General features: G+C 65.9%; 11 protein-coding genes and 1 pseudogene. 8 read left to right on the forward strand and 4 right to left on the reverse strand.

Annotated elements, in window-relative coordinates:
* Positions 1-185 precede the first annotated feature (185 nt).
* The 6 genes and pseudogenes from ACX80O_RS11120 to dhaM all read left to right on the forward strand — a co-directional run bounded on the left by ACX80O_RS11120 (position 186) and on the right by dhaM (position 5,764).
* A pseudogene (locus ACX80O_RS11120) lies at positions 186-2,287 on the forward strand (S9 family peptidase).
* A 35-nt stretch (positions 2,288-2,322) separates the two neighbouring features.
* Positions 2,323-2,868, forward strand: a complete 546-nt coding sequence (locus ACX80O_RS11125) for an amino-acid N-acetyltransferase (protein WP_459306085.1) — start codon at positions 2,323-2,325, stop codon at positions 2,866-2,868.
* Between the two features lie 88 nt (positions 2,869-2,956).
* Positions 2,957-3,139, forward strand: a complete 183-nt coding sequence (locus tag ACX80O_RS11130; protein ID WP_459306084.1) for a CsbD family protein — start codon at positions 2,957-2,959, stop codon at positions 3,137-3,139.
* Between the two features lie 230 nt (positions 3,140-3,369).
* Entirely contained in the window at positions 3,370-4,371 is a 1,002-nt protein-coding gene (gene dhaK, locus ACX80O_RS11135) for a dihydroxyacetone kinase subunit DhaK (RefSeq protein ID WP_459306083.1), read from the forward strand.
* Positions 4,372-4,373: 2 nt separating this feature from the next.
* Positions 4,374-5,033 carry a dihydroxyacetone kinase subunit DhaL gene (dhaL, locus tag ACX80O_RS11140; RefSeq protein ID WP_459306081.1) on the forward strand — a complete coding sequence of 220 codons (660 nt, stop codon included), beginning with the start codon at positions 4,374-4,376 and terminating at the stop codon, positions 5,031-5,033.
* Positions 5,034-5,050: 17 nt separating this feature from the next.
* Positions 5,051-5,764 carry a dihydroxyacetone kinase phosphoryl donor subunit DhaM gene (dhaM, locus tag ACX80O_RS11145; protein WP_459333481.1) on the forward strand — a complete coding sequence of 238 codons (714 nt, stop codon included), beginning with the start codon at positions 5,051-5,053 and terminating at the stop codon, positions 5,762-5,764.
* Between the two features lie 33 nt (positions 5,765-5,797).
* Here dhaM and ACX80O_RS11150 read toward each other — a convergent pair whose 3' ends face one another.
* Positions 5,798-6,739, reverse strand: coding sequence for an HhH-GPD family protein (locus ACX80O_RS11150; RefSeq protein WP_459333482.1), 942 nt, complete (start codon positions 6,737-6,739; stop codon positions 5,798-5,800).
* A gap of 104 nt (positions 6,740-6,843) precedes the next feature.
* Between ACX80O_RS11150 and ACX80O_RS11155 the strand changes: the two genes are divergently transcribed.
* Positions 6,844-7,557 (forward strand): hypothetical protein, encoded by a 714-nt coding sequence (locus ACX80O_RS11155; RefSeq protein ID WP_459306075.1) that lies wholly within the window; start codon positions 6,844-6,846, stop codon positions 7,555-7,557.
* A 3-nt stretch (positions 7,558-7,560) separates the two neighbouring features.
* Here ACX80O_RS11155 and disA read toward each other — a convergent pair whose 3' ends face one another.
* From disA to ACX80O_RS11170, 3 genes are all read right to left on the reverse strand, one after another.
* Positions 7,561-8,637 carry a DNA integrity scanning diadenylate cyclase DisA gene (disA, locus tag ACX80O_RS11160; RefSeq protein WP_459306073.1) on the reverse strand — a complete coding sequence of 359 codons (1,077 nt, stop codon included), beginning with the start codon at positions 8,635-8,637 and terminating at the stop codon, positions 7,561-7,563.
* A gap of 178 nt (positions 8,638-8,815) precedes the next feature.
* Positions 8,816-10,192: a DNA repair protein RadA gene (gene radA / locus ACX80O_RS11165; RefSeq protein ID WP_459333483.1), complete on the reverse strand. Its 1,377-nt coding sequence runs from the start codon at positions 10,190-10,192 to the stop codon at positions 8,816-8,818.
* 72 nt (positions 10,193-10,264) lie between these two features.
* Complete coding sequence (locus tag ACX80O_RS11170) at positions 10,265-11,392, reverse strand: FUSC family protein (protein WP_459333484.1); 1,128 nt, start codon at positions 11,390-11,392, stop codon at positions 10,265-10,267.
* A 268-nt stretch (positions 11,393-11,660) separates the two neighbouring features.
* On the opposite strand from ACX80O_RS11170, the gene pstS reads away from it, so the two are divergent.
* Positions 11,661-12,785, forward strand: a complete 1,125-nt coding sequence (gene pstS, locus ACX80O_RS11175) for a phosphate ABC transporter substrate-binding protein PstS (protein WP_459306067.1) — start codon at positions 11,661-11,663, stop codon at positions 12,783-12,785.
* Positions 12,786-12,906 lie beyond the last annotated feature (121 nt).

Consider the following 12,906-nt stretch of genomic DNA (forward strand, 5'->3'; position numbering starts at 1 on the left):
TGGGTGATGCCCTGAAGGTGTCAGTAGGAGGCCTCCGGTCGGCGTGAGAGCGCAGACCCGGGGCCTCCTGGCGTTTAAGGAGGTGACCACTCGACCCATCTCCAGCTTGTGTGCCTGAAGCAACCTATTACTCTCTCAGAGAAGTCATGCTGATCCCTACCACTCCCGATGGTAAAGATGGAGCCATGACACCCGAACCGGAATTGAACGCCACGGCGAAGCCCGAAACCCCGTTTCACGACCTGGACCGCTTCATCGCGATTCCCCGCCTTGGTTCGTTGGTGCTGAGCCCGGACGGGTCCCGTCTGGTGACCGCCGTCGCAACCCTGAATGCCAAGTCCACTGAGTACGCCACCGCCCTCTGGGAGGTTGACCCGGCTGGCGTGAAGCCCGCCCGCCGGCTGACCCGCAGCGCCAAGGGCGAGTCCGGGGCCGGGTTCCTCGCCGGTGGGACCTACTGTTCACCTCGGTCCGCCCCGATCCGGAGCGTGCTGACGGCGACTCGGCCAAGGACACCGCCAGTGCCCTCTGGCGGCTGCCCGCCGCGGGCGGCGAGGCACGAGTGGTGCACTCCCGTGTGGGGGGAGTCAACGGCATCCTCACTGCCGCGACCGTGGACTCAGCAATCCTCATTGCTGACGTCCTCGCCGGTTCGACCGACGAGACGGACGATGGTGAACGCCGTACCCAGCGCAAGGATGCGAAGGTGGGGGCCATCCTTCACTCCGGGTACCCGGTTCGCTACTGGGACGCCGACCTGGGACCGGCCGAACCGCGCTACTTCGCGCTGGAGAGCGACGCGTCGCTCCAGCCCGAACCGGTGGCGATCGGTACTCCGTCCGCGGCGCTGCTGCGTGACATCACCCCACATGCAGGGGTGGCGCTCCGCAACGCGCAGCAGGTCGTCAGCCCTGACGGCTCACTCGTGGTGACGTCTCTGAGCATTCCGGTGGGACGAGGGGACCGCCGCAGCGTCCTCGCCCGGATCGAGGTGGCGACAGGGCAGCGCACGGTGCTCCTGGACGACCCGGCCTACGACTTTTCACCCGGGCCGATCAGCCCCGACGGGACCACCCTGGTGGTCCATCGTGCGCGCCGAACCACAGCCGGGATTTCGCCCCAGCAGACGCTGGGGCTACTGCCCGTCACCGGAGGGGAGCTCACCCCGCTCGCCGGGGACTGGGACCGCTGGCCGTCGCCTGCCGCCTGGTTACCGGACGGCAGCGCGGTGCTCGCGACGGCCGACGAGGAGGGGGCCTGCCCGGTCTTCTGTATCGCCGTCGACACCGGGCAGGTGACCAGGGTGACCCGCGATGAGGCCGCCTACACCGACGTCGTGGTGGCCCCCGATGGGGGTACCGCCTATGCGCTGCGCAGCTCCTACGCGTTTCCCGCCGAGGTGGTCAGCATTAATCTCGCTGACTCGTCGGTGGAGAAGCTGGCCGGGCCCGTGGAGCGGCCCGTTCTCCCGGGGCGGCTCGAACGAGTTCACACCACAGCCGATGACGGACAAAAAGTTGGGTCCTGGTTGGTCCTTCCCGCGGACGCGGATGCCTCCCACCCGGCCCCACTGCTGCTCTGGATCCACGGTGGTCCGCTCGGGTCCTGGAACGCGTGGACCTGGCGTTGGTCGCCCTGGCTACTTGCCGCCCAGGGCTACGCAGTGCTCCTCCCCGATCCGGCGCTGTCGACCGGTTACGGCCAGCACATGATTGACCGCGGTTGGGGCCGGTGGGGCAAGACGCCCTACACCGACCTCATGGCGGCCACCGACGCCGTCGTCGTCCGCGGTGACATCGACGAGACGCGCACCGCGGCAATGGGTGGCTCGTTTGGCGGTTACATGGCCAATTGGATCGCTGGGCACACCGACCGGTTCAACGCCATCGTCACCCACGCCAGCCTGTGGGCCCTCGATCAGTTCGGGCCCACCACTGACGCCTCCTACTACTGGGAGAAGGAGATGACCGCGGAAATGGCTGCCGAAAATTCACCGCATCACCACGTGGAAAACATCTCAACTCCCCTGCTGGTGATCCATGGCGACAAGGATTACCGTGTACCCATCGGGGAGGGTCTCAGGCTCTGGTATGAGCTGCTTTCCCGGTCCCGGTTGGCCGTCGATGACCAGGGTCGCACCGAGCATCGCTTCCTGTACTTCCCCGACGAGAACCACTGGATCCTCAAACCGCAACACGCGAAGGTCTGGTACGGCGTCGTCGGTCACTTCCTGGCTCATCATGTGCTGGATCAGCCCACCACCCTCCCACCCGAGCTGGGGCTGTAACGGTACGGGCGTCGAGGACTTTGTAGACTGCCCTAGTGAGTTCCTCTTTCAGAATCCGGCCCGCCCGCACCTCCGATGTCCCGGTGATCAAGACGCTCGTGGCTCCGCTCGCCGACAGCAGGGTGCTGATGGCCAAGGAAACCGTCGCTTACTACGAGGGCCTGCAGGAGTTCCGTATCGCGGAGGACGACGACGGCGTGCTCGGCTGCGGCGCGCTGCACGTCATGTGGGAGGACCTGGCGGAGATCCGCACCCTCGCCACCTCCCGCACCGCGCAGGGCCGGGGAATTGGTACCGCGCTGGTGGAACGACTGCTCGACGACGCCCGGGCACTCGGCGTCGATCGCGTCTTTTGCCTGACCTTCGAGGTGGAGTTCTTCCAGCGCAGGGGATTCCAGGTGATGGCAGACCAGTCTGCGGTTGACCCGGCCGTGTACTCGGAGCTCCTGCGCTCCCACGATGAGGGGGTGGCGGAGTTCCTTGACCTTGCCAGGGTAAAACCCAATACCCTCGGCAACACCCGAATGATCCGAAAGCTCGACGATCGCAGTGCTACGGGTGGCATACCGGCGGCAGAATAGATACGCTAAGGGAGCTTGGCATCTATGACGATGCGTAAGCGGGTTCCGGAACCGGCGCCCGACACACCGAGCGGAAGTAGGTCAGACTATGGGTGCAGACGATAAGGCAGCAAACACCGGCGAGAAGCTGGGCGGCAAGATCAAGGAAGGCCTCGGCAAGCTCACCGGCAACGAGAAGATGGAAGCCGACGGTCACAAGGACCAGGCTTCCGGCGACATCAAGAACGCTGGCGAGAACGTCAAGGATGCCTTCAAGGGCGACAACCGCTAGATCTGATCCATCAGGTATCCGCTCCGCATTCAGTTGCTAGTGAGACTTACCGAAGGATTAGTGCTGTGGGAGGGACCGGGCTCAGGCCCGGGTCTCTCCCACAGTCAGTTAAGGCAGTTGCTCAGCCTATAGGCAAGCGGCTGACCGAAGGGTATGGTTCAGAAACGGCCAGCAGGTCAGGCGGGCCGGTAGTACCCCTAAGTCCTGTGTCCTTCCACCGAGGAGCCGCCATGAAAAAGCTAATCAATGACCCCAAGCAGGTAGTCACCGAATCCGTCGAGGGGTTTGGGGCTGCTCATGCCGATCTGGTCAGCGTTCATCCGGAGCCCCTGTTCATTACCCGGCGGGATGCGCCGCGGCAGGGGAAGGTGGGGCTGGTCTCGGGAGGGGGTAGCGGCCACGAGCCGCTACACGCAGGTTACGTGGGGCTGGGCATGCTCGATGCCGCCGTGCCGGGAGCCATGTTCACCTCACCCACCCCGGACCAGATCCTCCCCGCCACCACGGCTGTCGACGGGGGAGCGGGAGTGCTTCATATCGTCAAGAACTACACCGGCGATGTCCTGAATTTCGAGACGGCCGCCGAGCTGGCCGAAGCCGAAGGTGTGACAGTGCGGAGCGTCCTGGTGAACGACGATGTCGCTGTCGAGGACTCGCTCTACACCGCCGGCCGGCGCGGCGTCGGCGGGACGGTGCTCGTCGAGCGGATCGCTGGCGCTGCCGCCGAGCGTGGCGACAATCTCGACTCGGTGACCGCCGTTGCGCAACGCGTCATCGACAATGTCAGATCGATGGGGGTGGCGCTGGCCGCCTGCACAGTCCCGCACGCCGGGCAGCCCAGCTTTGACCTGACCGACGACGAAATCGAGATCGGCATCGGCATTCACGGGGAACCCGGCAGGCACCGCATCGCGATGGAGAACGCCGACGGGATCACCGGGCGGCTACTGGAACCGATTCTTGCCGATTTGCAGGTCGACAGTGGCGAACGGGTGTTGTTGTTCGTCAACGGAATGGGAGGAACCCCTGCCAGTGAGCTGTACATTGTCTACCGGCGGGCCCGCCAACTCCTTGAGGAGCAGGGGATTGTTGTCGAACGTTCCCTGGTCGGCAACTACATCACGGCACTCGAAATGCAGGGCGCCTCAATCACCGTCCTGCGCCTCGACGACGAGATGGTCCAGTTGTGGGACTCGCCAGTCCTGACCGCGGCATTGCGCTGGGGAGTCTAGGCGTGGTTGAAGGAACCCCGACAACCCTCACCGCGGCATGGGTGGTCGCCTGGCTGCGCGAGAGCGCCCGCGTGGTCGGCGAGCACCGGCAACACCTGATCGACCTGGACCGGGCGATCGGCGACGCCGACCACGGTGAGAACCTTGACCGCGGATTCTCTGCGGTAGTGAAAAAGCTCGACGACGGCGAAGACCCAGCCACCCCGGCCGCCGGCCTGAAGTTCGCCGCGATGACCTTGATGTCCTCGGTGGGGGGTGCGGCTGGGCCGCTGTACGGGACAGCGTTCCTGCGGGCGGCAGCCTCGTTGGGTGATGTCCGGGAGGTGGGTCCCGACGACGTCGTCGGGCTGCTGACCGCGGCACGAGATGGCGTGGTGGCCCGCGGCAAGGCGGAGTCAGGCGATAAAACGATGGTGGATGCGTGGACCCCGGCCGTGGAAGCGGCGGGGACGGCGGCGCTGGCGGGGGCATCGGTGACCGAGGTCCTCGTCGCCGCCGCCAACGCGGCCAACGCGGGGGCCGCGGCCACTGAACCTCTGATTGCCCGAAAGGGACGGGCCAGCTATCTCGGTGAACGCAGCGCCGGCCATCTCGATCCGGGTGCCGTTTCGACGGGGCTGATCCTGCAGGCGGCAGTCGACGCGGCCGGTGGCCAGTGGTGAACGTTGGTCTGGTGATCGTGTCGCATAGTTCGAAGATTGCCGAGGGCGTCTGCGATCTCGCCCGGCAGATGGCGGCTGACGTCGAGCTGGTCCCTGCGGGCGGGGTGGAGGACGAATCGGGGGTGTCAAGGATCGGCACCAGTTTTGAGAAGGTACTTGAGGCGATCTCGGTGGCCGATCAGGGACACGGCGTCGTGATCCTGACAGACCTGGGGTCGGCGGTCATGACCGCCGAGATGGCGCTGGAGTTCCTCGACGGTGATCATCGGGGGCGGGTCAGGCTTGCCAGGGCGGCCCTGGTGGAAGGTGCGGTCGCTGCGGCAGTCGAAGCCCAGACCGGTGCTGACGTGGACGAGGTATCCAGGGCCGCCGAGTCGGCGATCGTTGCGTTGGATCCCACAGTCCTTGAACCTTTTGTCAGCCACGCGGCCGCAGCGCCGGGGGATGCCCTGACCGCGCCGTCAACCAGCGGCCCGTCGGCGGAAGGGTCGTGGGAGCTGCCCAACCCGATGGGGCTCCATGCACGCCCGGCGGCAACCCTGGCTCGCGCGATGAGCGAACTCGACGCGGAGGTAACGGTGAACGGCGTCGACGCGAAATCGGTGATGCTGCTGATGAGTCTGGGGCTCGGGCAGGGCAAGGTGCTGACGGCGTTGGCTGCCGGCCCAGACGCGCAGAAAGCGATCGACCAGATCGGCAACGAGGTCACTGCCGGATTCGGTGAGCTCTGACCCGCAGATCCGGAGACCCGACGGCGGGCGGCGTCAGCCGGGAAGCGTGATCCCGGCTGGGGTATCGCGGGCGAGGCCGTCCTTGACGAGACTCTCCAACGACCGTTCCAGCTGATCCTTCGGTGCGTTCAGGTTGTGCAGCTTCATCAGTGGGGTCAGCGTTGCGGCGGACTCCAAAGCGAGATCTACGGGCACGTTGACCAGCAACTCCCTGACCACCGGCACGGCTGCGTCCCGGAGCACCCCCATCATCGCGCCGCGCACCTGACGGTCGGTCCCGGCCCACGCCTGGCCCTTGGGAACGTAGTGCGGTTCCGGCCTGCCGGCGGCCACCCATGCGCAGGCATCGAGCACCGGGCACCGGGAGCACGTGGGGGCCCGGGCGGTGCAGACCAACGCACCTAGTTCCATTACCGCCGCGTTCCACAGCACTGACTGGGCGACGTCGTCGGGCAGCAGATCGGCTGCCCGGCGCAGCTCTGCCGCGGTGAGCGCCGGCGCAGGCAAAGCATCCCCGCCGACCAGCCGCGCGTGGACACGGCGGATGTTCGTGTCCACTACCGTCTCGCGCCTCCCGAAGGCGAACACTGCCACCGCCGCCGCCGTGTAGGTGCCCACGCCCGGTAGCGTGAGGAGCTTGTCAACTGTGCCGGGCACCTCGCCGTCGTGGTGGTCGACGACGGCGACGGCGGTCGCGTGCAGGCGAAGCGCTCGCCGCGGATAGCCCAGCCGCCCCCAGTGTCTCAGCGCATCGCCGGAGGGTGCCGCGGCAAGATCCGCCGGGGTGGGCCAGCGGGAGAGCCATTCGGTGAAAACGGGCAGGACACGAACTACTGGTGTCTGTTGGAGCATGAACTCGCTCACCAGCACCGACCAGGGGGTGCGGTCGGGTCCCCGCCACGGTAGGTCCCGGGCCCTGACGTCGAACCAGCCAATGATGCCCCGATGGAGCTGCGCTGGTGGAACCTGGTGCATCGACCCTCCTGATAGGTGACCCTCAACTGATAGGTGACCATCAATACTGTACTGACCGGCGTGGGGTCACAGGTATCCGGCGGTTCAGTCTCTAGCCTTAAGTCATGGATTCTCACGGTGGCCCTTCGCGAGGCGGGCCGCAGGACAGGCCGTCACGCCCGTCTGGCGCGCCCCGGGCCAGCCCGCGGGTGTACCGCCGCCGCCGGTTGGTGGTGCTGGTCCTGACGTTAATTGTCCTCGGTGCGCTGGTGTGGTTGGGGACTTTCATCGCTGGGCTGATCGCCACCGCACAGGATACCGCCGATGCCGGATCGGCTCCCCGCGGACCGGCCCGGTCCGCGCCGGCGTCGGCCGACCCAGCGGCAGAGGCGGGCCAGTCGGGCGCGCCGGCTGAGGCGGCCGGGCCCACCGACGAGCCAGCGCCGTCGGACCCTGCCTGTGACCCCGACCAGGTGGAGGTCAGCGCATCGACGGACGCACAGGACTACGCACCCGAACAGAACCCGGTCCTGACGTTGACTGTAACGAATACCGGCGACGTGGCCTGCCCGGTGAACGTGGGGACCTCGCAGATGGAGTTCCTGGTTACCAGTGGCGAGGACCGGATCTTCTCGTCCCTTGACTGCCAGGAGGGCGCCGAGGACCTCAACCGGGATATCCCGCCGGGAGGGTCGGAGGAAGCCAACTTCCGCTGGGAACGGAACCGCAGCGCCCCGGGTTGCGAGGCGGTCGAGGCGGACCCCACGCCCGGTTTCTACGCCGTGAGTGTGTCTCTCGGCGAACGGACCAGCGACGAAGTCACCCTCGAACTGCGATAACCGCTACATGAAGCGGTCGAGGAGGCTCGTCTCGGCAATCCGGGAGAGCCCCTCCCGCACAGTGCGCGCCCGCTGTTCGCCGATGCCGTCGACGGCCATCAGATCGTCAATATTCGCGGCCATCAGGTTCTGCAGACCATCGAAGTGGTCAACCAACCGGTTCGCCACCGCCGGGGGAACAGCTTTGATGCCCGACAGTAGCCGGAAGCCCTTGGGCTGGACCACAGCGTCGAGAGAGTCATTGGACGGGTTGAAACCCACCACGCTGGCAATGGTGCCGAGGTCGATCAGGTCGGTGGAGCTGAAAGCCTGCAACGTCGCGAGCTGTTCTTCTACCACCAGGGAAGCGTTGCCGAGGTCGAGGTAGTCCCGCAGGACCATTTCGCTGCCGGGACCAAGACCGGTGGTTAGTTCTTCGACCTGCAGCGAAAGCAGCCGGCCATCCACACCGAGTTCAAGGACATACTGGGAGATTTCCTCGGAGATCCGGCGGACCATCTCCTGGCGCTGCAGGGTCACCGCCACATCCCTGACCGTGACCATCGCCTCGATCTCCAGCGCCGACAAGGAGCCAGTGACCTGGTCCAGGCGGGCTCGATAGCGCTCCAGGGTAGCGAGGGCCTGGTTGGCGCGCGCCAGCACCGGTTCGGAGCCCTCCAGCACATGCCGCAGGCCGTTGATATAGAGGGCAATGATGTGCATCGACTGGCTGACGGAGATCACCGGGAGACCAGTCTGGATGGCTACCCGCTCGGCGGTCCGGTGCCGTGTCCCCGACTCCTGGGTGTCGATGGTGTGGTCCGGAACCAGTTGCACGCCGGCCCGCAGGATATTGCTCGCATCCTTGTCGCAGACAATTGCACCATCCATTTTGGCGAGCTCCCGAAGCCGGGTGGGCGAGAAGGTGATGCCGATGTCGAAACCACCGGAGCAGATGGAGTCGACTGTGCGGTCGAATCCCAGAACGATCAGTGCCCCGGTACGCCCGCGCAGGATGCGCTCCAGTCCATCCCGCAACTGTGTGCCGGGCGCCACGCGCGCCAAAGTGGCTTTTAGCGCGTCCTCTGGGCTGCGAACCACTGCCACTTCCTTCCGGCTACCGGCGTCGCCAACCGGTATCCGGCTGGGCGAGGCCCTGCCGCGCAGGCACCCGCGCAGCCGTTCTCATCCTAGTGGGAGCGCAGCCTAAACCCTGATACCGGCCAGGGTCGCAAATGGGTAACGGTTACAGCGGATGCAGCAGGCGAGTTGGGGGCAGTTAGAAAAGTAGCTCCAGAGCCTCGGTCACCGTTGACACCTCGTGGACTTTGAAACCCGCCGGAACCCGGCCCGGACCATTGGGGGAGGCGGGTACCACTGCGTGGGTGAAGCCGAGCCGTTCGGCTTCCTGGACCCGTTGCGCAATGCCGGGGACCGGCCGCACCTCACCCGCCAGGCCCACCTCGCCGAAGGCGATCAGCCGTGCCGCGAGTGGCTGGTTAGTTTTCGCCGACGCTACGGCGAGGGCAACGGCCAGGTCGGTGGCCGGTTCGCTAAGTTTCACCCCGCCGACCGTTGCCACATAGCTGTCATCCTTATGTAGGCTCAGCGAGGCTCGCTGCTGGAGTACCGCCAGGAGCATCGCGACCCGCGAACTGTCGAGGCCGCTGGTCGCGCGGCGGGGTTGCGAGTTGGAGGACTCGGCGAGGAGGGCCTGCACCTCCGCCAGCAGGGGCCTGCGCCCCTCAAGGGTTACCGTGATGCAGGTTCCCGAGACCGGGTCCTTGGTCCGGGACACGAATAGGCCACTCGGATCGGCGAGACCCTCAACGCCGGTCTCGGTCAGGTCGAAACAACCCACCTCGTCGGTGGGGCCGTACCGGTTCTTGATGGCCCGCATCAGCCGGAGTCGTGAGTGCCGGTCGCCCTCGAACTGGCACACCACGTCCACCAGGTGTTCCAGCAGACGCGGCCCGGCGATCGACCCGTCCTTCGTGACGTGCCCCACCAGGATGGTGGTCATTCCGCGGGTTTTCGCTGCGGCGATCAACGACGCTGCCACCTCCCGGACCTGGGTCACTCCTCCGGCTGTGCCGTCGACGGCGGCGCTGCTGAGGGTCTGCACCGAATCAATAATGAGCAGCGACGGGGACAGCCGCTCCACTTGCCCGAGTGCCTGCCCCAGATCCGACTCGGCGGTGAGGTAGAGGGTTTCCGCCAGCGCGCCGATTCGTTCGGCCCTCAGCTTCACCTGGGCCGACGATTCCTCCCCGGTGATATACAGCACGTCCTTACCGAGCCGAGCAACCCGTGCCGCAACGTCGAGCACCAGGGTGGACTTGCCCACCCCCGGTTCCCCTGCCAGTAGAATCACTGCGCCAGGGACCAGACCGCCGCCGAGAACCCGATCAAATTCGCCGATCTGGGTGGGCTGGTAGGACGCGGCAGTTGCGTCGATCTGCGCGATCCGGAGAGCAGGCGAGGCAACCGCTACCGCCGGCGTTGTCCTCGCCACTGTCTGGCCGGTCTCCTCGACCGTCCCCCAGGCCTGGCACTCGCCGCACCGACCCACCCATTTGGCAGTCGTCCACCCGCATTCACCGCACCGGTAGGCGGGGGCAGAAGTGCGCGACGGACGTGCTGTCTTTGTAGCCATGATCTCTAACGTACCGGCGGGTAGGGACATGGTGCGGCAAGGACACTACCGCAGGCGCCAGCTTGACCGGACTCACAATTTCGGCAGGTACCCGGCGGCCTCGTCGTGGGGGAGGCCGGTCGCCTCCAGCAAATCAACAATCAGCGGGCGGTACAGCAGCACCAGCCCCTCACCTTCCAGCCGCTGGATCTTCAGCAGCCGTGGATGGAGAGTGGTCGCCACAGCTGCCAGGTCCTCACGCGCCTGCCGGAGGGAGAGCTCCTGTTCGGGCGCACTTGAGGAGGACAGGGCGCGGCCCAGCACGTCGACGGCGTCGGCGGTGTCCTCGATAACCCGGGACAGTTCCTGCACGGCTTCGTCGGTGAGCGCCGCATGATTGATCACCGACGTCAGCCGGCGGGTGAAGACCCGTGCGTTGCGGACGGCGAGGTCGATCGATTCGATTGACCCCCTCAGCTCGCCGAGCTCCTGGCGGTGCCGCCGGTAGGCGGGGGAGAGGCGCGCCACCTCCTGCGCCGCCCCCATGCTGCCGGACAGCCCCTCCATCAGGGGCTGGCAGTTGCGGGCCTTGATGAGCGCATGCCAGGCGAGCGTTGGATCGCTGCGGGTCAGCGCCGTCGACGATTCCCGCAGCACCGCCGACAGCTCGCCGAGGAGCTCCCGCACATTGGTTTTTGGTTCCTTCCGCGGATCCTTGGGCGCAAGGATCACTATCAGCAGCGCGAACAACCCGCCCACTATCGCGTCGACGCTGCGGGTGAAGGGCCCGCCGTCGGGAGCCGGGAGCAGCACCACGAGCAGGGACTGCAGGCCCAGTTGCGTAGTGAAAATGGTGCCGCTATCCAGGAACCTGGCCAACAGGATGGAAACGAACAGGACGACGGCGGCTTGCCAGATCCCCGTACCGAACAGGGCCAACAGCACGTCTCCGAGCGCAATGCCAAGGGTGCAGCCCACGCCGACCTCCAGCACCCGCCGAAGACGCGGGTCTCGGGTGAAGCCGAGGGCGATCATTGAGGATGTCGCAGCGAACAGTGGGCCGCTGTGACCGAGGACCCGTTCAGCGAAGACATACGCGCCCACCGCGCAGACGGTCATCTGGAGGGCGGGGATCACCGAGTTGGAGCTGCGGCGGAAACCGACCCGCGTCCGGTTGCGAACAAAGGAGCGGGCTCGCGAGGGAAATGATGGCCGCGGCATGGAACCCAGCCTAGCCCCGGTTTCCCGGGCACCGAGTCGCGGCGGACTACTGGGAATCGAACAGTACCTGGGACGGTTTGGCAAGGCTACCGAACGGGCTGATTGCAACTGTACGTCTCCCGTTCACCGGCCGTTAACCTTGGTCAGTCAGTCTCTTCACCTGTGGCACCTAGCTTGTTCAAGGTACGCATACCGAAAAGTTCGGCTTTTCCATCTTCATAGGTGCCCTCAGCACTGATTTTCGACTCCCTGGAAGGGGCAACATCAAGTGAAGGTTCTTCGCTTTGGCCGCGCAGCGGCAGTAATCTCCGTCGCCGCGCTCGCACTGACAGCCTGCGGCACCGACAGTGCCACCGATGCACCGGCTGAGACCACCGGAGACAACGGCTCGGTCGAGAGCACCGTGACCGGCACCCTGACCGGCGCTGGTGCTTCCTCCCAGGGCGCGGCAATGACCGCGTGGCAGTCCGGTTTCACTGCGGCTAACCCTGACGCAACGCTGCAGTACTCCCCTGACGGCTCGGGCGCCGGACGCGAGGCGTTCCTCGCTGGCGGCGTCCAGTTCGCAGGGTCTGATGCTTACCTGGATGAGGAAGAGCACGCCGCGGCCGTTGAGGTCTGTGGCCCTGAGGGTGCGTTCAACATCCCCGCCTACATCGCACCAATCGCTGTAGCCTTCAACCTGCCCGGTGTTGACGAGTTGAACATGGACGCAGAGACCATCGCTTCAGTGTTCCGCGGAGACATCGCCAAGTGGAACGACGAGGCAATCGTCTCGCAGAACGAGGGCGTCGACTTGCCCGACCTGGCCATCACAGTGGTCCACCGCAGTGACGAATCGGGCACCACCGAGAACTTCGTCGACTACCTTGCAGCAGCAGCACCAGATGTGTGGACGGACGAGGTGTCAGGCGACTGGCCCGCAGAGATCGTCGCTGAGAACGCACAAGGCACCAACGGAGTGGTTTCGACCACCTCCGGCACCGAAGGGGCAATTACCTACACGGACGCCTCAGCCGTCGGCGACCTGGGCCAGGTTCTGGTGAAGGTTGGCGAAGAGAATGTGGCGCTCACTCCAGAGGCCGCATCGCTCGCCGTCGAGGTTGCAGAGCCAGCCGAGGTGGAGGGCGCCCCCGAGGTTGACATGTCCTTCAACCTGACACGGGACACCACCGAGTCCGGCGCGTACCCGATTGTGCTGATCTCTTACCACGTCTACTGCGCTACCTACCCTGACCAGGAGACTGTTGACCTGGTCAAGGCCTTCGGCTCCTACGCGATCAGCGAAGAAGGACAGGCGGATGCTGCAGATTCGGCTGGAAACGCGCCGATCTCCGCTACGTTGCGCGAGCAGGCCCAGGCCGCCATCGATTCGATCACGGTTGCTTCCTAACACGGTTGACTTGCCCCGTCCGGTCTTTACAGACCGGGCGGGGCTGTCCTTTGCACTCAGCCATTAGGCTGGTAGGCAGCTACCAACCCCACCGCTGAGGACGCCCGATCGGCGACTGAAG

It is taken from the genome of Arthrobacter glycogeni (assembly GCF_054511155.1).

Coding starts and splice junctions, on each gene's coding strand:
- ACX80O_RS11150 (WP_459333482.1), bottom strand. CDS start 6,739: ATGCACCAGGTTCCACCAGCGCAGCTCCATCGGGGCATCATTGGCTGG.
- ACX80O_RS11130 (WP_459306084.1), top strand. CDS start 2,957: ATGGGTGCAGACGATAAGGCAGCAAACACCGGCGAGAAGCTGGGCGGC.
- ACX80O_RS11155 (WP_459306075.1), top strand. CDS start 6,844: ATGGATTCTCACGGTGGCCCTTCGCGAGGCGGGCCGCAGGACAGGCCG.
- radA (WP_459333483.1), bottom strand. CDS start 10,192: ATGGCTACAAAGACAGCACGTCCGTCGCGCACTTCTGCCCCCGCCTAC.
- dhaK (WP_459306083.1), top strand. CDS start 3,370: ATGAAAAAGCTAATCAATGACCCCAAGCAGGTAGTCACCGAATCCGTC.
- ACX80O_RS11170 (WP_459333484.1), bottom strand. CDS start 11,392: ATGCCGCGGCCATCATTTCCCTCGCGAGCCCGCTCCTTTGTTCGCAAC.